Origin of the sequence: Cupriavidus sp. P-10 (genome assembly GCF_003402535.2) — a bacterium.
Lineage (GTDB): Bacteria > Pseudomonadota > Gammaproteobacteria > Burkholderiales > Burkholderiaceae > Cupriavidus.
In genome coordinates this window covers 3,537,999-3,564,403 of record NZ_AP025170.1, presented here as the reverse complement: position 1 = coordinate 3,564,403, position 26,405 = coordinate 3,537,999, and the positions used below count along the sequence as shown (strand labels likewise).

Sequence of the window (26,405 nt, the reverse complement as noted above, 5' to 3'; positions counted from 1 at the left end):
GCAAATGCTGTGTGTCGATCAGGCGCCGACGCTGGCCTTGTACGCGTCGGCCGACATCAGGCCGTTGACGTCGTCGCTGTTGGCCGGCTTGAGCTTGAACAGCCAGGCGTCGAAGGCGTTGGCGTTGACGCTTTCCGGCGCGGCCGTGGCGGCCTCGTTCACGGCGATCACTTCGCCGGCCACCGGGGCATAGATGTCGGAAGCGGCCTTCACCGATTCGACCACTGCCAGCGCGTCGCCGGCACCGACCGACTTGCCCACTTCGGGCAGTTCCAGGAAGACGATGTCGCCCAATGCGTCCTGTGCGTGGTCGGTGATGCCGATGGTGAGCGTGCCGTCGGCTTCGACGCGCACCCACTCATGCGATTCGGTGTATTTGAGGTCGGCGGGGAAATTCATGAAGGTTCTCCGGATTCAGATCTGTTTCTTGTTGGGTGATGCCTGCCCGGCAACGCTGCCGGCAGGCGAGGGCGACCGTTGGGTGAGCGGGTGTTTCCCTTAGCTCACGAGTGCCTTGCCATTACGCACAAACGGCAGTTTAACCACAGTCGCGTTGAGTTTGCGGTCGCGGATCTCCACCTGCACCGTGTCGCCGACATTCACGCCTTGCGGCAGGCGTGCGAACGCGATCGATTGCGACAGTGAGGGGCTGAAGGTGCCGCTGGTGATTTCGCCGTCACCGGCGGGGGTGATGACCTTCTGGTGGGCGCGCAGCACGCCGCCTTTATCACGCAGGATGAGGCCAAGGAACTGCTGGCGAGAACCGGCGGCGGCCAGCGCCCCCTTGCCGGTGAAGTCGCGTTCGCTCTGCAGGTCCACAGTCCAGGCCAGGCCGGCGTCCAGCGGCGAGGTGCTGATGTCCATGTCCTGGCCGTACAGGTTCATGCCGGCTTCCAGGCGTAGCGTGTCGCGCGCGCCCAGGCCGGCCGGGCGCACGCCCGCGGCATTCAGCTTTTCCCACAGGCCGGCGACGCTTGCGGCCGGCACCACCAGCTCGAAACCGTCTTCGCCGGTGTAGCCGGTGCGCGCGACCATGACCTCGCCCAGGGCGGGATCCTGGACCACGACAGCGTTGAAGGGCTTGAGCGCATCGGAAGGTTGGGTCGACGGGAACGTGCTCCACACCTTGGCGCGGGCGTCAGGGCCCTGGACTGCGACGATCGCCAGCGGCTGCACGCCCGCGGGCGCGACGTCTTCACGACGCGGGGTGATGGTCACGCCGCTGCCGGTGGCGTCATTGCGCGCGCGGATCCAGTCGATATCGCCGACCGCGGTGCCGGCGTTGACCACCAGGCGGAAACGGTCCTCGGCAAAGAAATAGACGATCAGGTCATCGATGACACCGCCTTTCTCGTCCAGCATGCACGAGTACAGCGCCTTGCCGGGCGTCTGCAGCTTGTCGACGTTGTTGGCCAGCAGGCCGCGCAGGAAGGTGCGGGTATTGGGGCCGTTGAGATCGACCACGCACATATGCGACACGTCGAACATGCCGGCGTCGGTGCGCACGGCGTTGTGCTCTTCGATCTGGGAGCCGTAGTTGACCGGCATGTCCCAGCCGCCGAAGTCGACCATGCGGGCGCCGAGGGCGCGGTGGATGGCGTTGAGGGGCGTGGCCTGGAGCGTCATGGAATCCTCGGGGGCAATGTCGGGTTGCGAAAACAAAAAAGGGTCATCCGCCGCAACGATCGCCATGCCAATAGGCAAGCAATCCGCTGCGGCGGATGACCCCTCTGTCCTCGATACCTGAGAGATTACGAGGCGGATTCGTTGAACCCCATCCTCGCGCGCCCCTTCGGTGGGCACGCTCGCCACGAATGGCGGGTGCCGCTCTCCAGAGTGCGGCATGCATCGTGTGCATGTTGCATGCCGATCCGAACGGTCCGTGGTGCCTGAGAGTTTTCGGGTGATACCCCTTCGGCGGCGCAGTTCTGCGCGCTCTCCCGGTCGGATGCGCGCAATGTACGGGAGGCCCCGGCCTTTGTCAAACCAAGCCGGACGGCCGCCCGGCGGCTGTACCCGTTCCTGCGCCCCGCCGCCAGGGGCGTGAAGCCGGGTCTGGCGAGAGGCTTACTTTTTCTTGTCGTCGGTCACGACATTACCGATCACGCCGCCCACGGCCGCGCCGCCCAGCGTACCCAGTGCGCTGCCCTCGGTCAGGACGGCGCCGCCCACGGCGCCCGCACCCGCGCCGATGGCGGTGTTGCGTTGCTTCGGGGTCATGTCCGCGCAACCGGCGAATGCCGCGACCATCGCGCCGATCAGGGTCACTTTGGTCAATGTCTGCAGGGTTTTCATTGTTGGCTCCGAGTGATGGATATTGCATGTCCGGGACACGCCTGGACATAACAGTTAGAGCCTGGTGCACGTTCATTGGCTCCGGCCTTTACGAAGTGTTACGCCAGTGACACAACGAGGGCCGACGATGCGGCAGGCGCTGACTGACCGGCCAGGCCCAGCGTGTTAGCATCGAGAGCTTTGCCGCCGGGCACGTGTGCTGCCCATGGCGCGCGCCTCGTACGCCCCATTCCTTCGCCCCATTCATTCGCCCCATTCCGCTTCATTTCCCGAGCGCCTTTCACATGAGCCACGGCCTGAATTCCGCCCAATCCGAAGCCGTCCGCTACCTGGACGGCCCCTGCCTGGTGCTGGCCGGGGCGGGCTCCGGCAAGACCCGCGTCATCACGCAGAAGATCGCGCACCTGATCGAGGACAAAGGCTTCGAGCCGCGCCATATCGCCGCCGTCACCTTCACCAACAAGGCCGCCAAGGAGATGCAGGAGCGCATCGGCAAGCTGATGGAAGGCAAGACCACGCGCGAAGGCAAGCGCATCCCGCTCAAGCAGCTGACGGTCTGTACCTTCCACTCGCTGGGCGTGCAGATCCTGCGCATGGAGGCGGAGCACGTCGGCCTGAAGCCGCAGTTCTCGATCATGGATTCGGACGACTGCTTCGGCCTGATCCAGGAGCAGCTCGGCACCACCGACAAGAAGCTGATTCGCGGCGTGCAGAGCACGATATCGCTGTGGAAAAACGGCATGATCGATCCGGAGGCCGCCATCGCGCAGGCCGCCAATGCCGACGAGCACCAGGCCGCGCTGGTCTACCGCAACTACGTCGCCACGCTGCATGCCTACCAGGCGGTCGACTTCGACGACCTGATCCGCCTGCCCGCGGAACTGTTCGCGCGCAATGAAGCGGTACAGCTCAAGTGGCAGAACCGGCTGCGCTACTTCCTGGTCGACGAATACCAGGACACCAACGCCTGCCAGTACCAGTTGCTCAAGCTGCTGGCGGGCGGCTCGCACCTGCGCGCGCCGGCCTTTACCGCGGTGGGCGACGACGACCAGGCCATCTACGGCTGGCGCGGCGCCACGCTGGATAACCTGCGCGGGCTGCAGACAGATTTCCCCAACCTCAAGGTCATCAAGCTGGAGCAGAACTATCGCTCCACGGTGCGCATCCTCGAGGCGGCAAACGCGGTCATCGCCAACAATCCCAAGCTGTTCGACAAGAAGCTGTGGAGCGAGCACGGCATGGGCGACCCCATTGCCATCCACCCGATGAACGACGAGGAGCACGAGGCCGAGTCGGTGGTGTTCCGCCTGTCCGCGCACAAGTTCGAGCGCCGCGCGCAGTTCCGCGACTACGCCATCCTGTACCGCGGCAACCACCAGGCGAGGTTGTTCGAGCAGATCCTGCGCCGCGAGCGCATCCCCTATGTGCTGTCGGGCGGCCAGAGCTTCTTCGACAAGGCCGAGATCAAGGACATCTGCGCCTACCTGCGCCTGATCGCCAACCCCGACGACGATCCCGCCTTCATCCGCGCGATCACCACGCCGCGCCGCGGCGTTGGCAACACCACGCTGGAAGTGCTGGGCACGTTCGCCGGGCAGGCCAAGGTCTCGCTGTTCGAAGCGGCGATGATGGGCGGCATCGAAGGCAAGCTGCAGCCGCGCCAGCTGGAGCCGCTGCGGGTGTTCTGCGAATCGATGGTGCGGCTGGCCGACCGCGCGGCCAAGGACCCGGCCACCGAAGTGCTCGACGACATGATGGCCGGCATCCACTACGAGGCCTACCTGTACGACAGCTTCGACGAACGGCAGGCACAGTCGCGCTGGACCAATACCCTTGAATTCCTGGAGTGGCTCAAGCGCAAGGGCACCAAGCCCGAAGCGGCCGACGGCGAGGAAGCGACGGGCTTCGACAACGCCGATGGCTTCGGCAGCGAAGGCAAGAACCTGCTCGAACTGACACAGACCGTGGCGCTGATGAGCATGCTCGAAGGTCGCGAGGAAGATCCCGATGCGGTGCGGCTGTCGACGCTGCACGCCTCCAAGGGGCTGGAATATCCGCACGTGTTCCTGGTCGGCGTGGAAGAGGGCATCCTGCCCCACTGCCGCGAAGACGACGACATGACCGACGAGAAGATCGAGGAAGAGCGGCGGCTGATGTATGTTGGCATCACGCGCGCGCAGCGCAGCCTGCAGATCACCTGGTGCAAGAAGCGCAAGCGTGCGCGCGATACCTACTCCTGCCAGCCGTCGCGCTTTATCGGCGAGATGAAGCTGGAGGAAGCGCCGGCACCCAAGGACGAAACCCCGGCGATGAGTCCCAAGGACCGGCTCGGCGCGCTCAAGGCGCTGCTCGGCGGCCCCGGCAAGACGGCCGCGGACTGAGCCGGGCGATCGTACGCGTACAGTCCCGATACAAAACCCTACCAGGCCGACAAGACCGCGCGCGCCGCGGTCCCTAGCATGACGGTTGTGCCGCCTGCACTCTGTACGGTAGTGCGGCTGTGCGGCGGCAGGGCCTGCCCGGGTCTTGCCGCTCCAGACATCACGTCTGGTTTTTCCCTGTAATTGGCCCCTGCCGCGCAAGCGTGCGGGGGCAATTTTTTTGGCGCGGCGCTCAGTGCCCCGGCGCCTGCGGTGCGCCCGGCGGCGGCGCCATCATCGGTCCCGGCGGCAGGCCGAGCCAGCGCGCGGCATCGGGCGCGCCGCGCAGGCGCTGGCGCTGGCCGGAATCGAGGCTGTCGTCGAGCGCCAGCCAGCGTTCGCGCACTGCGCGGCGGTCCTGTTCGAGCGCGTGGTGCAGGCGGTCCATGGCTTCGGCGCGCGGCCGCAGCGGGCCGTCCGGCGCGGCGTCGGCGGTCTCGCGCAGGAAGCGGGCGCGCAGCTCCAGCGCATGCGCTTCCGCCTCCACCGCTGCGCTCCGCGCGGCTTGCCATAGCCGTGCCTGCGCCGGGTTCAGGCCAAGCGGCTCGGGCGTTGCCGGGACAGGGGCGGGCGGCGGCATGGCGCCATGCCGCCCCGGGCCGGCTTGCAGGGCGCTGGCCGGCGTGGCCACCAGGGCGGCGCCGCACAGCGCCAGGACGGACAGGCTGGTGCGCAGCGGGGAGGTGAGGACGTGCATGGAATTCTCCTGTAGTGATATCGATGCCGGTCCATGCTAGGGAAGGCCGCGCCACAATGCTTGAGCACTTGGTCTGCGCCGTATTGCAATGGCGTACATGGCAGGCCTGCCGGCAACGCTGCGTATCAGGCCTGATACAAAGCCGGCATAGTGACGCCACCCTCCGCTGGTACAGTGGGGCACCGCACGCCCCCGGCATCGGCCACGACGTCGCCCCGATCGTCCGATCGTCCGACCGCCCGTCAGATGCCGTTATCTTCGCTTATGGAATTCACCCCGCCGCTTCCCATCCGCCTGCTGATCGTCGACGACGATCCCCAGATCCGCGCCATGCTGGCCGAGTACCTGTCCACCTTCGGCATGCATGCGGACGGGGTCGAGGACGGCACCGCGATGCGCCAGGCGATGGCGGCCACGGCCTATGACCTCGTCATCCTCGACCTGTCGCTGCCCGGCGAGAATGGCCTGGCGCTGTGCCGCGAACTGCGCGCGCAGACCAACGTCGCCGTGATCATGCTGACCGCGCGCGCCGAGCTGGCAGACCGCGTGGTCGGGCTGGAGGTCGGCGCCGACGACTACGTCACCAAGCCGTTCGAGATGCGCGAGCTGGTGGCGCGCATCCACACCGTGCTGCGCCGCAGCCGCGCCCATGCCGGCCCGGGCGGCCCGGGCGCCAATGGCCGCCGCGCGGCGCCGCCTTCGGGCCATGAGTTGCGCTTCGGCGACTGGCGCCTGAACACCACGCTGCGTCAGCTGGTCGACCGCGACGAGGTGGTGGTGCCGCTGTCCAATGCGGAATTCCGCCTGCTGCTGGCCTTTGTCGAGCAGCCCAACCGCGTGCTTGACCGCGAGCTGCTGATCAACCAGGCGCGCGGGCGCGGGCTCGACGTGTTCGACCGCAGCATCGACCTGCTGGTCTCGCGGCTGCGCCAGAAACTGCGCGACGACCCGCGCGACCCCGCGTTGATCCGCACCGTGCGCGGCGAAGGCTACGTCTTCACCGCCACGCTGGAAGGATGAGCCCGATGCCCGGCAACGGGCGCCTGGCGCGCTACGACTCGATGTTCCTGCGGCTGTTCGTGGTGATGGCCACGATCATGCTGGCCGTCCACCTGCTTGGCATGACGGTCATCGAAAACCTGTTTCCGCGGCCCGGCATGGAACGCGCGCTGCGTGACGGTCCGAGGGGGCCGGATGGTCCGCCGCCGCCTGAAGCCTGGCACCGGGGGCCACCGCCCGAGGGCGCGCCAGGCCGACCCGCAGGGCAGGGCGCTCCGCAGCATCGCCCGCCGCCGCGCTGGCCGTGGCCGCCGCACCTCGGCATGGTGATCCAGGTGGCGGCAATGGTGGCGGCGGCATGGGTCGGCGCACGGCTGCTGGCGCGGCCGGTGCAGCAGCTGGCCAGCGGCGCGGGGCGGCTGGCGCAGGACGTACACGCGCCGCCGCTGGACGAGACCGGCGGCCCCGCCGAAGCCCGGGCGGCCGCACAGGCGCTGAACCTCATGCAGCAGCGCATCCGCACCCAACTCGCCCAGCAATCGCGCTTCCTCGCCGCGGTCTCGCACGACCTGCGCACGCCGCTGACGCGCATGAGCCTGCGTATCGAACGCATCGACGCGGGCGAGGTGCGCTACCGCCTGCGCCAGGATCTCGCCGAAATGAACGGCCTGATCGATGCCACCCTCTATTACCTGCGTGACCGCGACGAAGCCAGCGGCCCGCGCCAGCGCGTGGACGTGCTGGCGCTGCTGCAGGCGGTGGTGGACGACGCCGCCGATACCGGCCACGAGGTCGCGCTCAGCGGCCAGGCGCAGCCACTGCTGGCGTGGCCATCCGAGCTGCGGCGCGCGGTCGTCAACCTGGTCGAGAATGCGCGGCGCTATGGCGGCGCGGCCAGCATCGTGCTGACCGACAGCCCGGCACGGGTGCTGATCGATATCTGCGACGACGGCCCCGGCATCCCGGAAGACCAGCTGGCACGCGTGATGGAGCCGTTCTACCGGCTCGAATCGTCGCGCAGCCGCGCCACCGGCGGGGTCGGCATGGGCCTGTCGATCGCCGCCGACATCGCCGCACGGCATGGCGGCGAACTGATCCTGTCCAACCGCCCGGAAGGCGGCCTGCGCGCGCGCCTGTCGCTACCGCGCGCCTGACACCGCCAGCGTGACGTACTGCGAGCCGCGCTGCCCGTGGCTGAAGTCGAGCGTAAAGTCCCCCACGTCGACACGGCCCTGCAGTGCGCGGCGCAGCTCCGGGGCGCCGCTGGTGCGCATGCCCGCCAGCGCCCGCGCCAGCCATGCGGCACCGATATAGCCGGCCAGCGTCGCCGGCGACGGCGGCTCGTCCAGGTATTGCTTCATGCGCGCCACGTGTTCCCTGACCACGCGCAGCGTGGCCTGCTGCGGACCAGGCGCGACCTGGGTCAGCACCATGCCGCCGGCGTAGCCGGAGCCCAGTATCTCGCGCGCAGCCGTGGCGCTGACCGACGACAGCCCGACCAGGAAGCCATACCAGCCCTGTGCCGCCAGCGCGCGGCCCAGTCCGGCATAAGCCAGCGTATCGCCCGCAACGATCACGGCGCCGGGGCGGGCAGCGGCAATGCGCCGTGCCGCGGCGTCGCCGCCGGGATCGGCTCTGGGATCGAGCGGCACCGCGCGGGTGCCGGTCTGCGCCTCCAGCCGGGCCAGCGACTGCGTGGCGAAGTCGTGCGCCACCGCCAGCGCGATCGCGCTCAGGCCATAGCTGCGCAGCTGGCGCACCGCTGCATCAAGTTCGGCCTGGTAGTCGGCGCGGGTAAACCAGACGTTGTCCCCCGCCAGCGCCAGGCCCGACAGCGGCGCGACGATCTGCACGCCGCGCCGGGCCAGCTCGGCCGATGACGCCAGCGCCGGCAGGATGCGGTCGCCGGCGCCGAACAGCAGTTCCGCGCGTTCGCTGTCGGCCAGCGCCAAGGCCTGCGCCAGCGCGCGGCGCGGATCGGGATCGGCGTCACGCACCACGTGGACGATGCGTACCTGGCCATTGGCGGCGTTGGCCGCGTCGAACAGCACCTTGGCGCCGGCCAGGTAGTCGCGCGCCAGGTCGGCCTGCGCGCCGCCGCGGTCGATCAGGTGGCCGACCACCACGGTGCGGCGCGCCGTGGACTGGGCCAGCAGCGGTGCAGCGGGCAGCGCCAGGGCGGCAGCACCGGCCGCCAGCAGGCGTCGGCGCAGCGGTAGGTACGGCATAAGGTTGGGCAGGGAATCCGGGATCGGCATGGCGCAGAAGGGAAGCGGGCGCAAGTGGCGCCGGCGCGCAGCGTATCCGCCACGTATGACCGCCGTGTGACGTGCGGCGCCCACGCTGCGCGCACCGGCCAGCGTTGCGCTTGACCACGGTCAACGCAACGCGCCGCGTGCAGTCCTAGCATGGGCTGTCAAATACCGTTCCCCCGCGCCCCCATGAATCCGCTTGCCATGACTACCCCTGCGCCCGACCGCCGCGCGCTGTCGGACTTTCGTGCACTCGCCGGCCGCATCGACGGCAACGGCCCGCGCTACACCTCCTACCCTACCGCAGACCGCTTCCACAACACCCCGGATCTGTCGCTGTACCACGACGCACTGGCCGCGTGCCGCGCCGATGCGCCCGCGCCGCTGTCGCTGTACCTGCATATCCCGTTCTGCGAGAACATCTGCTACTACTGCGGCTGCAACAAGATCATCACGCGCGACCACGGCCGCAGCGCGCGCTACGTCACCTACCTGGGCCGCGAGATGGCGCTGCTCGCCGCGCGGCTCGGTACGCGCCGGCGCGTGCTCCAGTCGCACTGGGGCGGCGGCACGCCAACCTTCCTGGATCCCGACGAAATGCGCCGCGTGATGGCGCTGCTGCACCAGCATTTCGAACTGCCGCCCGACGGCGAGCATTCGATCGAGATCGATCCGCGCCGGGTCGATGACGCGCGCATGGCGCTGCTGGCCGAGCTGGGCTTCAACCGCGTCAGTCTGGGCGTGCAGGATTTCGATCCCGAGGTGCAGCAGGCCATCCACCGGATCCAGTCCTACGAAGAGACCCGTGCCGTGGTCGACGCCGCGCGCCGGCTCGGCTTCCGCTCGGTCAGCCTCGACCTGATCTACGGCCTGCCGCACCAGACCGCCGCGCGCTTTGGCCGCACCATCGACCAGGTGCTGGCGCTGCGGCCCGACCGCCTATCGGTTTACAGCTACGCGCACCTGCCGCATGTGTTCAAGCCGCAGCGGCGCATCGACGAAAGCGTGCTGCCGCCGGCGGGCGAGAAACTCGACATCCTGGTTTCCACCATCGAACGCCTGACCGCCGAGGGCTACGTCTACATCGGCATGGACCACTTCGCGCTGCCCGACGACGACCTCGCCGTGGCGCAGCGCGAAGGCCGGCTGCAGCGCAACTTCCAGGGCTATTCCACGCACGCCGGCTACGACCAGCTCGGCCTCGGCATCTCCGCGATCGGCGCGGTCGCGGGGCGCTACGTGCAGAACGCCCGAACGCTGGACGAGTACTATGGCGCGCTCGACCAGGGCCGCCTGCCGCTGGTGCGCGGCGTTGCCATGACGGCCGACGATCATCTGCGGCGCGAACTGATCGGCGCGCTGATGTGCAACGGCGTGCTGGAAATCCCGGCGCTGGAGCGGCACCACGGCATCGATTTCGGCGCCGACTTCGCGCCGGAACTGGCCGAACTTGCCACCCTGGCAGTCGACGGCCTGGTGCAGATCGAGCCCGCCCGCATCACGGTCACGCCGCTTGGCCGGCTGCTGGTCCGGCGCGTGGCGATGGTGTTCGACCGCTACCTGCGCGACGATGCCGCCCGCGCCGCGCTCGCCGGGCCCGAGGGCCACGATATCCCCCAGGCCGCCAACGACGGCGCGCAACCGATCCGCTTCGTGCCGCGGGCCCGCTACTCGCGCGTCGTGTAAGCGCCGCCAGGCATAAAAAAACGCCCGCGAAATTCGCGGGCGTTTTTGTTTGCAGCGCAGCTGTCTCTTACTTGGCGGCGTTGGCCATGTAGTCCGACGCGGCGATCACGTCGGCGTCCGGGCCGGCGTAACCACCCTTGGGCGGCATCACGCCCTTGCCCTTCAGTGCGTAGTTGTGGACTGCGTCCATGCCTTCCTTCAGGCGCGGTGCCCAGGCGGCCTTGTCGCCAAACTTGGGCGCACCGGCCACGCCGGCGGCGTGGCAGGCGGCGCAGACCTGGTCATAGACCTTCTTGCCGACGTCTGCCGACGCAGCGGCGGGCGCCGCAGCTGGCGCCGCGGCAGCGGCTGCCGGAGCCGCAGCAGCGGGTGCGGCCGGGGCAGGTGCAGCGGCAGCAGCCGGGGCGGCAGCGGCGTCCGGCGCCGCAGCGGTCGTCGGGGCAGCGGCAGCCGGTGCCGGCGGTTCGGGGAACTTGGCGCCACCGGCGTCCGCCATGTAGACCACGGCGCGGGCCAGTTCGTAATCGGTGTAGTCGTCAGGGGTGCTGCCGGCGCGCGGCGGCATTGCGCCCTTGCCGGCCATTACCGACTTCATCAGGCCGTTGAAGCCCTGGCCGATGCGCGCGGTCCAGTCGCCGGCAGTACCGTACTTGGGCGCACCCGCCGCGCCGGTGGCGTGGCAGGCCGCGCAGATTTCCTTGTAGACCTGCTCGCCGGTCTTGAACACGCGCGGTGCGTTGGGATCCTTGATTTCGAGCGACGCGACCGGCTTGATGCGGTCGTTGACGGCTTCCGCGGTGGTGACCGCGCCGGCACTTTCCGTAGAGCCGTGTCCGACAAAGTTGACCAGCAGGGCGATCACGATGATCGGCACCAGGAAAGCCGCGATCACCACAGCGATCAGCTGCTTGGGCGTTTTGATGGGAGACTCGTGTTCGTGGTGTTCGTTGTGGACGTCGCTCATACAGAACTCTCAGTTTTGCAGGAAACCTTCTGGCCGCTCACCCTCGGCTTGCTTTATCTGGCCCTTGTCTGACCACTACCTGGCCCGCAAGGGGCCCGACAGAAGTCCGCCCATGCTGCCTGCGGCCATTGCCTGACTTGGGTCTGTCGCTATTTGCGCAATTCGGACTGTCTCCCGGACCGGGCCCCGGATTGTCGCCGAAATCAAGTGGCAAAGCCTTGAGCCTGGTCGACTGCGCGAGGGGCACGATTTGACGCAAATAGCTGGCGATTATAGCCCCATTCCACCCTTCGCCAGTGCCAAAAGCGGCGGTTGCGAGACGTATGGCGGACCCTCCGGAGAGCCCGCATGGACGGCGCGGTGCAAACGCGGTATGCTATGCGACTTTCCTGCGGCGGCATTCGCGCGCCGCAACCGCTGTACCTGCAATACCGGTTGAAAAACCGCTTCTGTGCGCCCGTAGCTCAATGGATAGAGTACTGCCCTCCGAAGGCAGGGGTTGCTGGTTCGATCCCAGCCGGGCGCGCCAATCCCATCCGGATTCCTCCGCTTTCCCGCTTTCTTCCCCCCGCCGCGAACAGCCGCTTTCGCGCGACGCTCATGCCGTCGGCGCAGGGGCGGGCATGCTTTCGCCTGCCGGTTCCGGCATACGGTCGTCGCTGACCACCCGGTTGCGGCCGGCGTTCTTGGCGGCGTAGAGGCGGCGGTCCGCCACCATCAGCATGGTGTCAAGGTTGTCGGTGCCGTCGGCGCCCAGATCCGACACGCCGATGGAGACCGTGAACCGGATATCACCCTTGCCGGTCGCATCGGCGGCCGGACCGCATGCCGTCTGCCCCAGGATCTTGCGCAGCCGCTCCGCGGCCTGGGTCGCTTCCTCGATGCTGGTGCGCGGCAGCAGCACGGCGAACTCCTCGCCGCCGATGCGCGCCGGCACGTCGATGGCGCGCACTGTCGCGCGCACTACGTCGGCCAGCGTCTTCAGCACGCGGTCGCCGCTGGCGTGGCCCCACTGGTCGTTGATGCGCTTGAAGCGGTCGATATCGATCATCAGCATCGACATCGGCGTGTTTTCGCGCAGGCTGTGGTTGTGCTCGATGGCAAAACGCGCCTCGAACACGCGGCGGTTGGCCAGCCCGGTCAGCGCGTCGGTCTCGGCCAGTTCGCGCAGCGCTTCGCCGCGGGCCAGGTAGTGCGAGAACAGCTTGCGGAAGCCCTGCAGCGTGACCCACAGCAGCACCGCCAGTGACAGCGCGCTGGCCGCCAGCACCGCGCTCAGGTGCGAAGCGGTACGCAGCAGCAGGTCCGTCGCGGAGAAGTAGTCCACCAGCATCAGGTTGGTGCTGCCGATGCGCTGGAACATCAGGCGGCTGCCGTCGCCAAGGTGCAGCGTGCCGGAGCCGCGACTGAACATCTCCTGGGGCGTGGCTTCGCGCCAGGCGGGCGGCACGACCGCATCTATTTTCTCGCCGCCCTTGACGTCGCGCGTGCTGGCGCCGATCAGGTGGCCGTCGATATCGATCAGGAAGCTGCGCACCCCCTTGCGCGTGGTGCTGGTCAGGTAAGCGTCCAGGCTGCGCTGCGAAATGCCCGAAATCGCCACGCCGCGGAACTGGGCGTGCAGGTACACCGGCAGGCTGACTGTCAGGTACATGTCGCCGCTGCCATCGGCAGCCGGCACCATCTGCCAGCGCAGGGTGCGATCGGGGTTGTTATGCGGCAGGTGCTCGCGCATGAAGCCGGCATCGTCGACGCGACGCAATACGGCGGCCGTGCGCGCAGGCGGCACCGGCGGATAGGTGACAAAGAACCCGTTGGTGGACACGTACATGAGCTTGCGCGTGACCAGCGGGTTGACCGGCTCGGCGCTCAGCAGGTGGCTGAGGCCGCGTGCCACATACAGGCCGGGCAGCAGGTCTTCATCGCGGCGGTAAAAGCCGTCCATGCCTTCCAGCATCCGGGGGCCGGCGCCGAGCAACACCGCATCGCCTTCCGGCGCGGGCAGTTGCCACAGGTCATCGTTGCGGTGCGCGTAGGCGGCTTGCAGCGGCGGATCGGCTTCGACCGCGTGCGGGCCCATCTGCAGGCGGATCAGGTGCTGGGCGAAATTGCGCACGCTGCGCAGCCGTTCGGTCTCGACGTTCAGCACCGAGCTGATGCCGGCCACCTGCAGCTGTTGTGTTTGCTGCAGGGTCTGCACTTCGTGGTCGCGCAGCACCACCAGGCCGTGCGCGGAAATGACCAGCAGCAGCACGGAAGCGGCAGCAAAGGACAGCACCACGAAGCGTTGCGGCGTGCGCACTGCCTGCTCCCATAGCCGGTCGAGCAGTGCGGAAAGGCGGGGGCGCATGAGTGACTCCAGGGGGTTCCTGAATCCGTGCACGCAGCCTACTGCATTCGCGATCGGGTTCGTGTGGTGCGGAGTTCAGTGAAATCCGAACTCATGATGCGCTGTCCGGAATAAAAGACAAAGGGTGTCTACACCTCATTGCCAAAGCAGGAATGATGGGGGCTCGCAGGTGGCGATATCGTTACTGTGAAAACAGAAATCGACGCGCACTTAATTCCCCACACGAAAAGTTTCAGGACGGCCACACAATCTTGCGCCACAGCCGTCCTGATAGATTCACCCGACCACCCCTATCCGGGCGCGATGCCATGGTTATCTCGACAAGACTCCTGCGCCGGCTACGCGGCACCTTGGCCGGCATCGCACTGGCGGCGACCGCGCACTCCGGCGAGGCCGCACCGCTGAGCCTGCCAGGATCGCTACCCAACATGGTCGGCCTCGGGGTCGGCTCCACCACCGAGTTCGCTGGTGGGGAGGACCGCATGCTCGGCATTGTGCCCGGCGTCCGCTACGTGACCCCGGGTGGACGGCTGCTGGAGTGGTACGGACCGTATGCGCAGTTCAACTTCGGCGGGCTGACGGGCTTCCAGTGGGGACCGGCGGTTGGGTTGCGACTGGGCCGCAATAACGTCGACGATCCGGTGGTGGCGCAAGTGCATGAGATCGACACCACGGTGGAGGCGGGCGGGTATATTGGCTATGAATATCTAAACCCGGGCAGCGTCCCGTGGCGGCTGCGCGGCGGCATCAACGTGATGACCAATGCCGGCATCGTCTACGGCGGCAGCCGTGTCACCGCCACCGGCACCTTCTGGATGCCGCTGCACCGGCGGATCTACGTGGGGGCTGGCCTCGGCGCGACCTGGGTCAGCGGCAGCTTCAACCGTACCTACTTCGGCGTGACGCCGGCAGACTCGGCTGCCAGTGGCCTGCCCGTCTACAGCCCCGGCGGCGGGCTGGAGCAATTCACGGGCTGGCTGGCGATGATCTACCAGTTCGACAAGCACTGGTATGGCGGTGCGATGGTCTATGCACAGCGGCTGGCCGGCGATGCCGCCGACAGTCCCATCGTCACGCAGCGCGGCACGCGCAACCAGATCACCTATGGCATCGGCCTGGCTTATTCGTGGCGCTAGCACGGGGCGGCGCGGGGCCGGCTTGCTATGATGCGGCCATGGTCGACGAGCTAGTCATTCCCCACCACGAATACCTGATCACCGCGATCCGCGCGCAAGGCGCTGGCGGCCAGAATATCAACAAGGTATCCAACGCCGTGCACCTGCGTTACGACGTGCGGGACTCTTCGCTGCCGCCCGACCATAAGGAACGTCTTCTGGCCTTGCACGATCACCGCATCACGCGCGACGGCGTGGTGGTGATCAAGGCGCAGCAATTCCGCAGCCTCGAACAGAACCGCGACGAAGCGGTGCGGCGCCTGCATGAGCTGGTCCGCAGCGTGGCCACGCCGCCGCGTGTGCGGCGCGCCACGCGTCCAACGCTGGCATCGCGACGGCGCAGGCTGGAAGGCAAGAACCAGCGCAGCCAGGTCAAGGCGCTGCGCGGCAAGGTCTTCGACTAGCCCCCGCGAACGGGGGCCGGTTCGCGTCAGCGCGCGGACTGCAGCGCGGCAATGCGTTGCTCGATCGGCGGATGGCTGGAGAACAGCGCCATCCACGACTTGCCGCCGGCAATGCCCATCGCCTGCATGTTCTGCGGCAGCCCGTCCGGATCGAGGCCACCCAGGCGGCGCAGCGCCGAGACCATCGGCGTGGGCGACCCCATCAGGCCCGCGGCGCCGGCATCGGCGCGGAATTCGCGCTGGCGCGAGAACCACGCCACGATGATGCTGGCCAGGATGCCGAACACGATCTCGCAGACGACCACCGTCACCATGTAGCCGATGCCGGGACCGCTCGACTCCTCGTCGTTCTTGCGCAGCATCGAATCGACGAAGTAGCCGACCACGCGCGCCATGAAGATGACGAAGGTATTGACCACGCCCTGGATCAGCGTGAGCGTAACCATGTCGCCGTTGGCCACGTGCGCAACCTCATGCGCCAGCACCGCCTCCACTTCGTCGTGCGACATCGATTGCAGCAGGCCGGTGGACACCGCCACCAGCGAGCTGTTCTTGGTCGCGCCGGTGGCGAAGGCGTTGGGTTCGCCCTCGTAGATCGCCACCTCGGGCATGGGCAGGCCGGCGCGTTGCGCCAGCTTTTCCACCGTCTGCATCAGCCACAGCTCGGTGCTGGTGCTCGGGTGGGTGATGACCTGCGCGCCGGTGGACCACTTGGCGATGGTCTTGGACATCAGCAGGGAGATAAACGAACCGCCAAAGCCCATCAGCGCGGCAAAGGCCAGCAACATGCCCAGGTTCAGGCCGTTGGCGGTCAGGAACCGGTTCACGCCGAGCACGCTGGCGGTGATGCTGAGGACGATCATGACGGCGATGTTGGTCGCCAGGAAAAGCAATACGCGTTTCATGTGTGTATGGAATGCAGTCGAGTGCAATCGGAGTGGAGCAACTACGGGAAGGATGCGGGCAAGCCGCAAGCAGCGCACCGTACCCGCGGCACGGCGCAGGAAACGGCGGACGCGGACAACCGCGGCCGCGCACGCTCAGGCGCGCGGCGGGCGGGGCAGCAGCGGCAGGTCCGGCTCGGGCAGCGGGGCGCCGGCGTAGCGCGGCGGTCCGACGCGGCCGGCCCACGGCGCGAGGCGCAGGGGAGTTGCGGGCAGCAGCTGCTCGGCCAGGTCGGCGCCGGGCTGCGGTTGCGGCTCGGCGGATTCGGGCGCAGGCGCTGAATCGGGTGCGGCGGCCAGGTCGGCTTGCATGGCATCGCCGGCCATCTCGTCCGCCGCGCTTGCGGCAGGCGCGGTGGCGGACGCCACCAGTCCGTCGCCGATCGTGTCCACGGCGTGCGCGAGCGCGCCTGCCCAGCCCGGCAGGGGCAGGAAGGCCAGCATCATGACCAGCAGGAGAAGCCGGAGCGAACGCACTTGGAGGACGAACTTATCGGTAGGTGTTGAGCGATTCTACAGGATGCGCCATGACGCCGGCGCCGGTTGCGGCACGCCGCTGCAAGGTTGCGCAGACTGCCCTACACTAGCTTAAACCCTGTAGTCATTACAGGGATTTGATGCACGCAAGACAGGACTCATACGATGCGTATCGGTGAACTTTCCCGTACCAGCGGCTGCGATGTCGAGACCATCCGCTATTACGAACGCGAGGGGCTGCTTGACGCCCCGCGGCGCGAGGCCAATGGCTATCGGCGCTACGACGACGGCCACCTGGTGCAGCTGAATTTCGTACGCCATTGCCGCTCGCTCGGCATGAGCCTGTCGGACGTGCGCCGGCTGCGCGAGTTCGAGCGCAACCCGTCGCAGGACTGTGACGACATCAACACGCTGCTGGACCGCCAGATCGCGCAGATCCATGCACAGCGGGTGGCGCTGGAGGCGCTGGAAGGGCAGCTGCGCGCACTACGGGAAACCTGCCACCATCACCACCACCAGCCCGCCAGCGAATGCGGCATCCTGCAGAACCTGCAGCAGGCCGCCGTCGGGGCAGCCTGTGAATGCCATGCCACGCACGATGCCGGACATGCTGCCAACGGGTGAGGTACGCGAACACGCCGCTGTGCTACGATGGCTGTCACCGTGACCGCACCACTGCGGTGCATGACTTCGGGCGGCGCCTTGCACAGTAAGCAATGACTTACGCTGCGGGCCTACGGCTGCTACGGCTGAAAGGCCGCCGCAACCCAAACTTATCCACATGACCGTGAACGATCGTCTGACGCCGATGACCGACGCGCCTGTCCGCCTGCAGCGGACCGGCCGCCCGCGCGCGTCCGCGTTCGCCATGTCTCCCCGCCGGATCAGCGCACCGCCTGCTTCCGCCCGGTTCCCAGCCTGACTCTCCCCACCACGGGGCCCGGGCCGAACCGGGCCCGAGCCAGCCTCTCCATGGTTGCCGGCGACCGCCATGCCGTCGCCAGCACCATTGATGTTCGCGCTGCTGCGCAAAGCCAAGACCTGATCCCGCTGCCGCTTGTCTCCATTCATGGAGGCCGGGCCGCGCCAACCCATGACTGCCGGAGGATCCGCCATGAAGGCCACGAAGAAACAATCCGCCCAATCTGCACAAGCCGCAACCCCGTCGCTCTACCTGACCGAGCTCGACGTCACACGCCTGGAGCGCATCGCCAGCCGTGCCGGCTCGGCGCAGCTGGAGGACATGCTCGACAGCCTGCTCGCGCGCGCCACCATCGTCGCCCCGGAGGAGATCCCGACCGACGTCGTCACCATGAACTCGCGCCTGGTGTGCACGCTGCCCGGCGACCCGGCGCCGCGCAACTGGACCCTGGTCTACCCCGATGCGGCCGACTTCGATGCCGGCCGGCTGTCGGTGCTGTCGCCGGTGGGCCAGGCGGTGCTGGGCGCACGCGCCGGACAGACCGTCGGCTACCGCCTTCCGGACGGCCGCGAGCAGCAGGTGACGATCAGCGAGATCGCTTTCCAGCCGGAAGCCAGCGGCCAGTACACGCTCTGAGCGGCCGCCGGGCCCGCGCCAGCGCGTGCTGGGCGGGCCACACGCCTGCCGCGCCGCGTGCGCGCCAATGGCGATCCGTGGACACCATTCATCGGCAAGCGAGTCGTTTCACGACTCGCAACGCACCATTCGTCGCAGCGGCATTTCTGCTTGCGCGCACTGTGACTAATCTTCAGTCCGTGCTCGCATCGCAACATAGGATTGCCGGGCGGCCGGAGCTTCATCCCGGTCAAACAATAAGACAGACGAAATCAGTTGAAGGAGTCCCGAAATGATCGCCAGACGTATCCTTGGCGGCGCGCTTGTGTTCGCGGCAGTTGCCGCGTCCGCTGCGGCGTTGGCTGCCCCCGCCACCAGCAAGGTCGGCAAGTTTGATGTGTATGCCGATGCGCTGCGCGCCGGCAAGTACGACGTGTACACGGACGGTGCCAAGCAAGGCAAGTTCGATACATACACCGATGGCGCCCGCACCGGCCGCTTCGATGTGTACTCGGAAGGCTCGCGCCAGGGTGGCAGGTTCGACACCTTTAGTGAAGGTACGCATACCTTCAGCGGCGAGATCTCCAAGCAAGGCAAGTTCGATACCTTCAGCGAAGGCACGCACACCTTCAGCGGCGATATCGCTGACCGCGCGCTGGACAACTCGCGCACCGGTGACGGCTCGCTGTACGGCTATCGCGTCTGAACGGCGCTGCCGAACGCCTGTTCTTTCCGGTCTTCACCCGACCTGAAGCGGCCACTGCGGTGGCCGCATGTTTTCTCTCCCGCCTGCCCGGCTGACCTCCTCCTCCTTCTCTCTTCGCCGGGCAGGCGCTTTTCTCCCCTCTTTTTTCCCCATTCCTGTTGCCCGACACGGCTGCAATAGCCTGGGCGCGTCCTATTCCGCTGGCGGCTGCCTGGCTGCGGCGTCGTGCCGGTCTGCCTGTGCATCCGGCAACCTGCGCGCAATCGCCGCGTACAGCAGCGGCACCACCAGCGTACCCAGTACCGTCGCGCCCAGCATGCCGCCCAGCACGCCGGTGCCGACCGCCTGCTGCGCGCCGGCGCCCGGACCGGTGCTGATGGCCAGCGGCACCACGCCCAGCACGAATGCCAGCGAGGTCATCACCACCGGCCGCAGGCGCTGGCGTGCCGCGCGCCCGGCAGCCTCCACCACGCTGGTCACGCCGGTTCCGCGCTCGCGCCGCAATTGCTCGGCGTATTCGACGATCAGGATCGCGTTCTTGGCGGCCAGCCCCATGATCACCACCACACCCACCTTGAAGTAGACGTCGTTGGGCATGCCGCGCAGCCAGATCGCCGCGGCGGCACCCATCAGGCCGGTCGGCACGATCGCGATCACCGCGAGCGGCAGCGTCCAGCTCTCGTACAGCGCCACCAGGCACAGGAAGATAAACAGCAGCGACAGCGCGAACAGCCACGGCGCCTGCGTGCCGGTCTGCTGCTGCTCGAAGGCGCGGCCGGTCAAGCGCACGTCATACTCCGGCCCCAGCCCGCGGACCAGTTCGGTCAGCCTTGCCATCGCCGCGCCGGTGGTGTGGCCCGGCGCCACCTCGGCATTGATGCGCACCGAGCTGAAGCCGTCGAAGCGCTCCAGCGTGACTTCGCCATGCCCCCATTCCAGCGAGGCAAATGCCGCCAGCGACACCATCGCGCCCTGGGCATTGCGCACATGCACGCGCGCCAGCTGCTCCGGATGCATGCGGAACGGCGCATCCGCCTGCAGGATCACGCGGCGCACGCGGCCCTCGCGCGCGACCTCGTCGATATAGCGCGAGCCCAGCGTGGCCGACAGCGTATGGTGGATCGCCTCGGCCTCGACACCGAAGCTCTCCGCCTTGCGGTAGTCGATCTTCAGGTCGAGCGCGGGCACCGGCTGGCCGGTGGTGGCGCGCACTTCGCCCAGCACCGGGTCGGCCCTGGCGCGCTCGATCAGCTTGTCGCGCGCGGCGAACAGCGCCTCGCGGCCGACCGGCTGGCGCGCCACCAAACGCATGTCGAGGCCGCCGATGCTGCCCAGTTCCGGCAGCGCCGAGCTGTTGTAGGCAAACAGTTGCGCCGCGCCCCGGCCCGGCCACTCTTCCAGCCCGGCCGAAAGGCGCGCCAGCACCGCGTGCGCATTGTCTTTGCGTCCGCGCGCCTTCCAGTCGGTCAGGCTGATGAAGAGGCTGGCGCGCTGCTCCCCGCTGCCGCCGCTGGACCAGCCCAGCACCGCAAACGTGGAATGCACCGGGAAGCGCTCCTGCTGCATCCATTGCTCCAGCGATGCCACCAGCCGGCGCGTATCGGCCTGCGTGCTGCCGGCCGGCAGTTCGACGTCGACCACGATCTCGCCGGTATCTTCCTCGGGCAGGAAGCCGCTCGGCATTTTCCACAAGGCATAGCCGCACGCCAGCGTCAGCGCCAGATACACCGCCAGCCAGCGCATGCGGCAGCGCTGCAGCGCGCCGACCCAGCCGGCGTAGCGTTCGGTGAAGGCGGCAAAGCGGGCATCGAACAAAACGCCATCGGCACGAACACCGCGCACAGCACCAGCGTCACTGCCACCAGCGCGCCGGAGACTTCGCGCATCGAACGCGCGGCGGCCTGCATGGCGTTGACACCGTCGGTGCGCATGATGCGCTCGACGTTCTCGACCACGACGATGGCGTCGTCGACCAGGATGCCGATTGCCAGCACCACGCCGAACAGCGTGATCACGTTCAGCGACAGGCCCAGCGCATACAGGCAAGCCACCGTGCCCAGCAGCGACACCGGCACCACGATGGTCAGGTCAAGTCAGGGCTGGCACGGCCGCACGGCAGCAACAGATCGGCCGTGGCTCCGGTGCGGTTGGAACGGAACGGCTTTCGGGTGGAGACCCCGCCATCGACAACAGGGGCGGCAAGGGGCAGCGGCACTGGACATGCTGGTCGTGCCGGAAGGTGTTGTGCCGGTTCAGTCAGGGGACGCGTGGCCCGTTGACTGGATCCGGCGCGGGCCGCGGCGCACAGGGGCCCGGAGGAGAGGGCCCGGCGCAGCGGCGCAGGGGGTCAATGAAGCTTCAGAGACCGGAGCCGGCGACTGGCCGTCGTGATGCGGCCTTGGCGGCGATTATAGACACGGAAGCGGGCGCGGGACAACGCAAGCGTCACATTGCCGCACCCCTCAGGCGTTGGGGGTGCGCAGGGGAGCTAAGGCTTCAGGGCTGGCGCGCGGCGAAGGTGTCGCATTTGCGGATGTCGCCCGACTCGATGCCGCGGCGCAGCCAGCGCACGCGTTGCTCGCTGGAACCGTGGGTAAAGGCGTCGGGCACGACATAGCCTTGCGACTGGCGTTGCAGCCGGTCGTCTCCGATCGCGGCGGCGGCCTTCAGGCCTTCTTCGATATCGCCTGGTTCCAGCAGTTGCTGGTTGGCACGCTGCGCGGTGGCGGCCCAGACGCCGGCCAGGCAATCGGCCTGCAGTTCCATGCGCACCGACAGCTGGTTGGCCTGCGCTTCGCCCATGCGGCGGCGCGCGGTGTCAACCTTCTCGGCCACGCCCAGCAGGTTCTGCACGTGGTGCCCGATCTCGTGCGCGATCACATACGCCTGGGCAAAGTCGCCGCTGGCGCCGAAGCGCTTGCGCAGTTCGTCATAGAACGCCAGGTCGATATAGACCTTCTGGTCGCCCGGGCAGTAGAAGGGGCCCATCGCAGACTGGCCGGTGCCGCACGCGGTCGGTGTGGCGCCGGAGAACAGCACCAGCGTCGGCGGCGCATAGCGGCGGTTCAGCTCGGTTTCGAAGATGTGTTGCCAGGTGCGCTCGGTATTGCCCAGCACCTTGCGCGTGAAGACCGTCATCTGGTCCGTGGCGGGCGGGCGGTTGGCCTGCTGTTGCTGTTGTTGCTGGCCCGAGCCTTGCAGCACGGATGCGCCCTGCATGATCAGCGTCGGGTCGATGCCAAAGAAGTATGACGCGGCCAATGCGATGATGACCGTGCCGATGCCGATCGACTTGCCGCCCAGCCCGCCGAATCCGCCACGGCGGTCTTCTACGTGCTGGCTTTCGGCTTCGTCATCGAGGCGCATGCTGCGGGCTCCTGGGGCAATGTGATGGGGGGTCGGGGACTGACCGGGGTGGAAATCAGTATAGCAACCGGCTCGGCCTGCTTGCGTGCGCCCAAAACCGCTCCCCTTTCTGCACCCCCAAAAAAAACACCGCCCGATCACCCTGGAGCCGGGCAACGCGGGCGGTGTGCGGCAAACATAAGAAACCGGGCATGCGCCCGGTCCGGTCACTGCCTGAGCGTCCCGGGACGGAACGCTGGTGCGGGGGTTAGGCCAATGCGGCTTCCCGCGTGGACGAGGCCGTGGCCACCGCGCTGGCGCCGACTTCCGCCACGCGCAGCAGGTTGGTGGTTCCACCCTGGCCGAACGGCATGCCGGCAGCGATGGTGATCTGGTCGCCCGGCGCGGCGTAGCCTTCCACCAGCGCCGCGCGCGTCGCGGCTTCGACCATCTCGTCGACGCTCTGCACGTCGGGGCTCACGGTGGAGTGGATGCCCCAGGCGATCGCCAGCCGGCGCGCGATGTCCAGGTTGGGCGTGATGCTGACGATCGGCGCGCACGGCCGTTCGCGCGCGGCGCGCAGCGCGGTGGCGCCCGACGACGTATAGGTCACCGTCGCCGCCGCGCCGATGATCTGCGTGACTTCGCGCAGCGCGGCGCAAATCGCATCCTGGCGCGTGTTCAGCGGGGTCTCGTGCTGCGCATCGAGCAGGTTGCGGTACAGCGGGTCGCGCTCCACCTCGGTGACGATGCGGTTCATCATCGACACCGCCTGCACCGGGTAGCGGCCGTTGGCCGACTCCGCCGACAGCATCACCGCATCGGCGCCTTCATAGATCGCGCTGGCCACGTCCGACGCTTCGGCACGCGTCGGCACCGGCGAGTCGATCATCGATTCCAGCATCTGCGTGGCGATCACCACCGGCTTGCCCAGTTGGCGGCACACGCGCAGGATGCGCTTCTGCACGCCGGGAACGCGCTCGGGCGGCAGTTCCACGCCCAGGTCGCCGCGCGCCACCATCACCGAATCGGACACGCGCACGATCTCTTCCAGCTGCTGCAGCGCGGCCGGCTTCTCGATCTTCGACAGGATGCCGGCACGGGTGCCGACGATCTCGCGCGCTTCAACGATATCGGACGGACGCTGCACGAACGACAGCCCGATCCAGTCAGCGCCCAGCGACAGCGCGAAGTCCAGGTCCTTGCGGTCCTTTGCCGTCAGCGCGGGGATGGGGATCACCGCGTCGGGCACGTTCACGCCCTTGCGGTCGGACAGCGTGCCGTTGTTGGCCACGCGCGTGGTGATGGTGCCGGTGGTCACCGACTCGATCGCCAGGCGCACCTTGCCGTCATCGATCAGCAGCGACTGGCCCGGCTGCGCGGCTTCGAACAGCTCGGGGTGCGGCAGGTAGACGCGGCTGCCGTCGCCCGGCGTGGGATCGCTGTCGAGCACGAACACGTCACCCGTGCGTACCGCGACCTTGCCCGCGGCGAAGGTGCCGATGCGCAGCTTGGGACCCTGCAGGTCAGCCAGCACGGCGATCGGGCGGCCGGTCTCGGCCTCGATCTGGCGCACCGCGTCGTAGCGCGCACGGTGATCGTCGTGCGTGCCGTGGCTGAAGTTCAGGCGGAACACGTCCGCGCCGGCCTCGAACAGCGCGCGGATCACCGCGATGTCGGTGCTGGCGGGGCCGAGCGTGGCCAAGATCTTCGCTTTGCGCTGGCGTCTCATGATGTCTCCTCTTCCATTCTCGGTAGCGGCGCGTTGGCGCCGCGAGTCAGTCGGTACTACGTTGGCGGCGATCGTCAGACGATCAGGATCGCGCGGAAGTCATTCACGTTGGTACGGGTCGGCCCGGTGACGATCAGGTCGTCCACGCCGGCAAAGAAGCCGTAGCCGTCGTTGTTTTCCAGACGCGCTCGGGCGTTCAGCCCGCGCGCGGCGGCGCGGGTCAGCGTATCGGGGGACAGCAGCGCGCCGGCGTTGTCTTCGGAGCCGTCGATGCCATCGGTATCGCCGGCGATCGCATGCACGCCGGCCAGGCCGTCGAGCGCCACCGCCAGCGACAGCAGGAACTCGGCATTGCGCCCGCCGCGGCCCTTGCCGCGCACGGTCACGGTGGTTTCGCCGCCGGAAAGGATCACGCACGGCTTGCTGAAGGGCTGGCCGCGCTGCGCCACCTGGCGCGCGATGGCGGCGTGGACTTCGGCCACTTCGCGTGCTTCGCCTTCGATGCAGTCGGACAGGATGTGGGCCTCGAAGCCCAGTTCGCGCGCGCGCGCCGCGGCCGCCTCCAGCGATTGCTGCGCGGTGGCCAGCGTCACATGGCGATGGCCTTCGAAGCGCGCGTCGCCCGGCTTGGGCGTTTCGCCGGCACCGCTCTCCAGGTGCGCGCGCACGTTGGCGGGCACGTCGATGCCGTACTTGGCGATCACGGCCAGCGCATCGGCGCAGGTGGTCGCATCGGGCAGCGTCGGGCCGCTGGCGATGAGGGTCGGGTCATCGCCGGGGATATCGGAAATCAGCAGCGTTTCCACGCGCGCCGGCGCGCAGTGCAGCGCCAGGCGTCCGCCCTTGAGCGCGGACAGGTGCTTGCGCACGCAATTCATCTCGCCGATGCTCGCGCCGCTCTTGAGCAGCGCCTTGTTCACGGACTGCTTGTCGGCCAGCGTCAGGCCCGGCGCGGGCGCCGCCAGCAGCGCGGAACCGCCGCCGGAAATCAGGCACAGCACCAGATCATCGGCGCTCAGGTCCTGCACCAGTTCCACCATGCGCTGCGCGGCGCGCGCGCCGGCTTCATCGGGAACGGGGTGGGCGGCTTCGACCACTTCAATCCGCTGGCAATCGGCACCATGGCCATAGCGCGTCACCACCAGGCCCGACAGCTCGCCTTGCCAGTTCGCTTCCACTGCTTGCGCCATCGCGGCGGCGGCCTTGCCGGCGCCGATCACCACGGTGCGGCCCTTGGGCGGCGCGGGCAGGTGCGGCGGCAGGCAGTGGCTGGCGCTGACGGAAGCGACCGCGGTATCGAACAGGTCGCGCAGCAGCGCGCGGGGATTGATCTGTCCGGGAAGGTCTGCCGTGCGCTGGGGCGACAGCAGGGCGGCTTGGGGTTCGGTGGCGAGCATGAAGAATCCTGGTGCTGACGGGAAAAGCTAGTCGTCCCCGCGGGGCGGGGACGACTGGGGCACTGCTTACTTGGCGATCTGGTGGTTAGACATGATCTCGATCGCGCGGCACAGGGCCGAGTGGTCTTGCTTGCCCAGGCCGTTGGCGGAGCAGGTGTTGAACAGCTCCTGCGCGGTGGCGGTATTGGGCAGCGCCACGCCCAGCGCCTTGGCACCCTGCAGCGCCAGGTTCAGGTCCTTCTGGTGCAGCTCGATGCGGAAGCCCGGGTCGAAGGTGCGCTTGACCATGCGGTCGCCGTGCACCTCCAGGATGCGCGAAGCGGCGAAGCCGCCCATCAGCGCCTCGCGCACCTTGGCCGGATCGGCGCCGGCCTTGGAGGCGAACAGCAGCGCTTCGGACACAGCCTGGATATTCAGCGCGACGATGATCTGGTTAGCAACCTTGGTGGTCTGGCCGTCGCCGTTGCCGCCCACCAGCGTGACGTTCTTGCCCATCAGATCGAACAACGGCTTGACCTGGTCGAACGCCTCTTGCGGGCCGCCGACCATGATCGTCAGCGACGCGGCCTTGGCACCCACTTCGCCGCCCGACACCGGCGCGTCCAGGTACGAAGCACCCAGCTTGTTGATGCGCGCGGCGAAGTCCTTGGTGGCGATCGGCGAGATCGAGCTCATGTCCACCACGATCTTGCTGTAGCTGGCTTCCTTGCCCGCGGCCTTCAGCGCGGCGGCAACGCCCTTGTCGGCAAACAGCACGGCCTCAACGTGCGGCGTGTCCGGCACCATGATGACGATGATGTCGGCGCGCTTGGCGACTTCCTCGGCACTGGTGCAGACGGTCACGCCTGCATCGACCAGCGCTTGCGGGGCCGGGTTGACGTCATGCACGAACAGCGTGTGGCCGGCGGCGCGCAGGTGGCCCGCCATCGGTGCGCCCATGATGCCCAGGCCGATAAAGCCGACGTTGCGTTGGTTTGCCATATTGATGTCTCCTTGCTTGAGAGTAAGTCTGTCTTGGTTCGCGT

At 68.0% G+C, this 26,405-nt stretch carries 22 protein-coding genes, 1 tRNA gene, 1 pseudogene and 2 riboswitches; of the genes and pseudogenes, 10 read left to right on the top strand and 14 right to left on the bottom strand.

Features of this window, described 5'->3' with window-relative positions; translation table 11 throughout:
- Positions 1-18: 18 nt before the first annotated feature.
- From gcvH to CTP10_RS16490, 3 genes are all read right to left on the bottom strand, one after another.
- Positions 19-399, bottom strand: a complete 381-nt coding sequence (gene gcvH, locus CTP10_RS16500) for a glycine cleavage system protein GcvH (protein WP_116319999.1) — start codon at positions 397-399, stop codon at positions 19-21.
- 99 nt (positions 400-498) lie between these two features.
- A complete protein-coding gene (gcvT, locus tag CTP10_RS16495) occupies positions 499-1,626 on the bottom strand; it encodes a glycine cleavage system aminomethyltransferase GcvT (protein WP_116320136.1) in 1,128 nt (375 codons plus the stop codon).
- A 94-nt stretch (positions 1,627-1,720) separates the two neighbouring features.
- Positions 1,721-1,845: riboswitch (glycine riboswitch) on the bottom strand.
- A gap of 21 nt (positions 1,846-1,866) precedes the next feature.
- A riboswitch (glycine riboswitch) is annotated at positions 1,867-1,953 on the bottom strand.
- A 114-nt stretch (positions 1,954-2,067) separates the two neighbouring features.
- Positions 2,068-2,295, bottom strand: a complete 228-nt coding sequence (locus CTP10_RS16490; RefSeq protein WP_116319998.1) for a glycine zipper 2TM domain-containing protein — start codon at positions 2,293-2,295, stop codon at positions 2,068-2,070.
- A 284-nt stretch (positions 2,296-2,579) separates the two neighbouring features.
- Here CTP10_RS16490 and CTP10_RS16485 point away from each other — a divergent pair, with 284 nt between their 5' ends.
- Positions 2,580-4,676 carry a UvrD-helicase domain-containing protein gene (locus CTP10_RS16485; protein ID WP_116319997.1) on the top strand — a complete coding sequence of 699 codons (2,097 nt, stop codon included), beginning with the start codon at positions 2,580-2,582 and terminating at the stop codon, positions 4,674-4,676.
- Between the two features lie 232 nt (positions 4,677-4,908).
- Here the strand turns inward: CTP10_RS16485 and CTP10_RS16480 are convergent, their stop codons facing one another.
- A complete protein-coding gene (locus CTP10_RS16480) occupies positions 4,909-5,412 on the bottom strand; it encodes a hypothetical protein (RefSeq protein WP_116319996.1) in 504 nt (167 codons plus the stop codon).
- Positions 5,413-5,676: 264 nt separating this feature from the next.
- On the opposite strand from CTP10_RS16480, the gene CTP10_RS16475 reads away from it, so the two are divergent.
- Both CTP10_RS16475 and CTP10_RS16470 read left to right on the top strand, forming a co-directional pair.
- On the top strand, positions 5,677-6,432 hold the full coding sequence (locus CTP10_RS16475) for a response regulator (protein ID WP_116319995.1): 756 nt from the start codon (positions 5,677-5,679) through the stop codon (positions 6,430-6,432).
- A gap of 5 nt (positions 6,433-6,437) precedes the next feature.
- A complete protein-coding gene (locus tag CTP10_RS16470; protein ID WP_233528152.1) occupies positions 6,438-7,565 on the top strand; it encodes a sensor histidine kinase in 1,128 nt (375 codons plus the stop codon).
- Here CTP10_RS16470 and CTP10_RS16465 read toward each other — a convergent pair.
- Positions 7,551-8,639 (bottom strand): ABC transporter substrate-binding protein, encoded by a 1,089-nt coding sequence (locus tag CTP10_RS16465; protein WP_233528151.1) that lies wholly within the window; start codon positions 8,637-8,639, stop codon positions 7,551-7,553. The two genes, CTP10_RS16470 and CTP10_RS16465, sit on opposite strands and share 15 nt — an antisense overlap.
- Before the next feature lie 228 nt (positions 8,640-8,867).
- Here CTP10_RS16465 and hemN point away from each other — a divergent pair, with 228 nt between their 5' ends.
- Entirely contained in the window at positions 8,868-10,349 is a 1,482-nt protein-coding gene (hemN, locus tag CTP10_RS16460; protein ID WP_442875095.1) for an oxygen-independent coproporphyrinogen III oxidase, read from the top strand.
- Between the two features lie 67 nt (positions 10,350-10,416).
- Here hemN and CTP10_RS16455 read toward each other — a convergent pair whose 3' ends face one another.
- Positions 10,417-11,313 (bottom strand): c-type cytochrome, encoded by an 897-nt coding sequence (locus tag CTP10_RS16455; RefSeq protein ID WP_116319992.1) that lies wholly within the window; start codon positions 11,311-11,313, stop codon positions 10,417-10,419.
- A 453-nt stretch (positions 11,314-11,766) separates the two neighbouring features.
- Between CTP10_RS16455 and CTP10_RS16450 the strand changes: the two genes are divergently transcribed.
- Positions 11,767-11,842, top strand: a tRNA-Arg gene (locus CTP10_RS16450).
- A gap of 69 nt (positions 11,843-11,911) precedes the next feature.
- Here CTP10_RS16450 and CTP10_RS16445 read toward each other — a convergent pair.
- Positions 11,912-13,663: a diguanylate cyclase gene (locus CTP10_RS16445; protein WP_116319991.1), complete on the bottom strand. Its 1,752-nt coding sequence runs from the start codon at positions 13,661-13,663 to the stop codon at positions 11,912-11,914.
- 308 nt (positions 13,664-13,971) lie between these two features.
- Between CTP10_RS16445 and CTP10_RS16440 the strand changes: the two genes are divergently transcribed.
- Entirely contained in the window at positions 13,972-14,799 is an 828-nt protein-coding gene (locus CTP10_RS16440; RefSeq protein WP_199414598.1) for a MipA/OmpV family protein, read from the top strand.
- Positions 14,800-14,837: 38 nt separating this feature from the next.
- Complete coding sequence (gene arfB / locus CTP10_RS16435) at positions 14,838-15,242, top strand: alternative ribosome rescue aminoacyl-tRNA hydrolase ArfB (protein ID WP_116319990.1); 405 nt, start codon at positions 14,838-14,840, stop codon at positions 15,240-15,242.
- A 26-nt stretch (positions 15,243-15,268) separates the two neighbouring features.
- Here arfB and htpX read toward each other — a convergent pair whose 3' ends face one another.
- Together htpX and CTP10_RS16425 are read right to left on the bottom strand one after the other, a co-directional pair.
- Positions 15,269-16,147 (bottom strand): protease HtpX, encoded by an 879-nt coding sequence (gene htpX, locus CTP10_RS16430; RefSeq protein ID WP_116319989.1) that lies wholly within the window; start codon positions 16,145-16,147, stop codon positions 15,269-15,271.
- Between the two features lie 135 nt (positions 16,148-16,282).
- On the bottom strand, positions 16,283-16,663 hold the full coding sequence (locus CTP10_RS16425; protein ID WP_233528150.1) for a hypothetical protein: 381 nt from the start codon (positions 16,661-16,663) through the stop codon (positions 16,283-16,285).
- A gap of 165 nt (positions 16,664-16,828) precedes the next feature.
- Here CTP10_RS16425 and CTP10_RS16420 point away from each other — a divergent pair, with 165 nt between their 5' ends.
- From CTP10_RS16420 to CTP10_RS16410, 3 genes are all read left to right on the top strand, one after another.
- A complete protein-coding gene (locus CTP10_RS16420; protein ID WP_116319987.1) occupies positions 16,829-17,287 on the top strand; it encodes a Cd(II)/Pb(II)-responsive transcriptional regulator in 459 nt (152 codons plus the stop codon).
- 490 nt (positions 17,288-17,777) lie between these two features.
- Positions 17,778-18,221 (top strand): nucleoside diphosphate kinase regulator, encoded by a 444-nt coding sequence (gene rnk / locus CTP10_RS16415; protein WP_116319986.1) that lies wholly within the window; start codon positions 17,778-17,780, stop codon positions 18,219-18,221.
- Positions 18,222-18,492: 271 nt separating this feature from the next.
- Positions 18,493-18,906 carry a hypothetical protein gene (locus tag CTP10_RS16410; protein ID WP_116319985.1) on the top strand — a complete coding sequence of 138 codons (414 nt, stop codon included), beginning with the start codon at positions 18,493-18,495 and terminating at the stop codon, positions 18,904-18,906.
- A gap of 192 nt (positions 18,907-19,098) precedes the next feature.
- On the opposite strand, the pseudogene CTP10_RS16405 reads toward CTP10_RS16410, so the two are convergent.
- From CTP10_RS16405 to CTP10_RS16380, 5 genes and pseudogenes are all read right to left on the bottom strand, one after another.
- Positions 19,099-20,987, bottom strand: a pseudogene (locus CTP10_RS16405) (efflux RND transporter permease subunit); the annotation flags it as partial.
- Between the two features lie 415 nt (positions 20,988-21,402).
- Complete coding sequence (gene ypfJ, locus CTP10_RS16395) at positions 21,403-22,272, bottom strand: KPN_02809 family neutral zinc metallopeptidase (RefSeq protein ID WP_116319984.1); 870 nt, start codon at positions 22,270-22,272, stop codon at positions 21,403-21,405.
- Between the two features lie 247 nt (positions 22,273-22,519).
- Positions 22,520-23,983 carry a pyruvate kinase gene (gene pyk / locus CTP10_RS16390; protein ID WP_116319983.1) on the bottom strand — a complete coding sequence of 488 codons (1,464 nt, stop codon included), beginning with the start codon at positions 23,981-23,983 and terminating at the stop codon, positions 22,520-22,522.
- 74 nt (positions 23,984-24,057) lie between these two features.
- The gene (locus tag CTP10_RS16385; RefSeq protein ID WP_116319982.1) at positions 24,058-25,380 is read right to left on the bottom strand and encodes a glycerate kinase type-2 family protein; all 1,323 of its coding nucleotides are present in this window, start codon (positions 25,378-25,380) and stop codon (positions 24,058-24,060) included.
- Positions 25,381-25,446: 66 nt separating this feature from the next.
- Complete coding sequence (locus CTP10_RS16380; RefSeq protein ID WP_116319981.1) at positions 25,447-26,361, bottom strand: 2-hydroxy-3-oxopropionate reductase; 915 nt, start codon at positions 26,359-26,361, stop codon at positions 25,447-25,449.
- Between the last annotated feature and the right edge of the window lie 44 nt (positions 26,362-26,405).

Coding starts and splice junctions, on each gene's coding strand:
- gcvH (WP_116319999.1), bottom strand. CDS start 399: ATGAATTTCCCCGCCGACCTCAAATACACCGAATCGCATGAGTGGGTG.
- gcvT (WP_116320136.1), bottom strand. CDS start 1,626: ATGACGCTCCAGGCCACGCCCCTCAACGCCATCCACCGCGCCCTCGGC.
- CTP10_RS16490 (WP_116319998.1), bottom strand. CDS start 2,295: ATGAAAACCCTGCAGACATTGACCAAAGTGACCCTGATCGGCGCGATG.
- CTP10_RS16485 (WP_116319997.1), top strand. CDS start 2,580: ATGAGCCACGGCCTGAATTCCGCCCAATCCGAAGCCGTCCGCTACCTG.
- CTP10_RS16480 (WP_116319996.1), bottom strand. CDS start 5,412: ATGCACGTCCTCACCTCCCCGCTGCGCACCAGCCTGTCCGTCCTGGCG.
- CTP10_RS16475 (WP_116319995.1), top strand. CDS start 5,677: ATGGAATTCACCCCGCCGCTTCCCATCCGCCTGCTGATCGTCGACGAC.
- CTP10_RS16470 (WP_233528152.1), top strand. CDS start 6,438: ATGCCCGGCAACGGGCGCCTGGCGCGCTACGACTCGATGTTCCTGCGG.
- CTP10_RS16465 (WP_233528151.1), bottom strand. CDS start 8,639: ATGCCGTACCTACCGCTGCGCCGACGCCTGCTGGCGGCCGGTGCTGCC.
- hemN (WP_442875095.1), top strand. CDS start 8,868: ATGACTACCCCTGCGCCCGACCGCCGCGCGCTGTCGGACTTTCGTGCA.
- CTP10_RS16455 (WP_116319992.1), bottom strand. CDS start 11,313: ATGAGCGACGTCCACAACGAACACCACGAACACGAGTCTCCCATCAAA.
- CTP10_RS16445 (WP_116319991.1), bottom strand. CDS start 13,663: ATGCGCCCCCGCCTTTCCGCACTGCTCGACCGGCTATGGGAGCAGGCA.
- CTP10_RS16440 (WP_199414598.1), top strand. CDS start 13,972: ATGGTTATCTCGACAAGACTCCTGCGCCGGCTACGCGGCACCTTGGCC.
- arfB (WP_116319990.1), top strand. CDS start 14,838: ATGGTCGACGAGCTAGTCATTCCCCACCACGAATACCTGATCACCGCG.
- htpX (WP_116319989.1), bottom strand. CDS start 16,147: ATGAAACGCGTATTGCTTTTCCTGGCGACCAACATCGCCGTCATGATC.
- CTP10_RS16420 (WP_116319987.1), top strand. CDS start 16,829: ATGCGTATCGGTGAACTTTCCCGTACCAGCGGCTGCGATGTCGAGACC.
- rnk (WP_116319986.1), top strand. CDS start 17,778: ATGAAGGCCACGAAGAAACAATCCGCCCAATCTGCACAAGCCGCAACC.
- CTP10_RS16410 (WP_116319985.1), top strand. CDS start 18,493: ATGATCGCCAGACGTATCCTTGGCGGCGCGCTTGTGTTCGCGGCAGTT.
- ypfJ (WP_116319984.1), bottom strand. CDS start 22,272: ATGCGCCTCGATGACGAAGCCGAAAGCCAGCACGTAGAAGACCGCCGT.
- pyk (WP_116319983.1), bottom strand. CDS start 23,983: ATGAGACGCCAGCGCAAAGCGAAGATCTTGGCCACGCTCGGCCCCGCC.
- CTP10_RS16385 (WP_116319982.1), bottom strand. CDS start 25,380: ATGCTCGCCACCGAACCCCAAGCCGCCCTGCTGTCGCCCCAGCGCACG.
- CTP10_RS16380 (WP_116319981.1), bottom strand. CDS start 26,361: ATGGCAAACCAACGCAACGTCGGCTTTATCGGCCTGGGCATCATGGGC.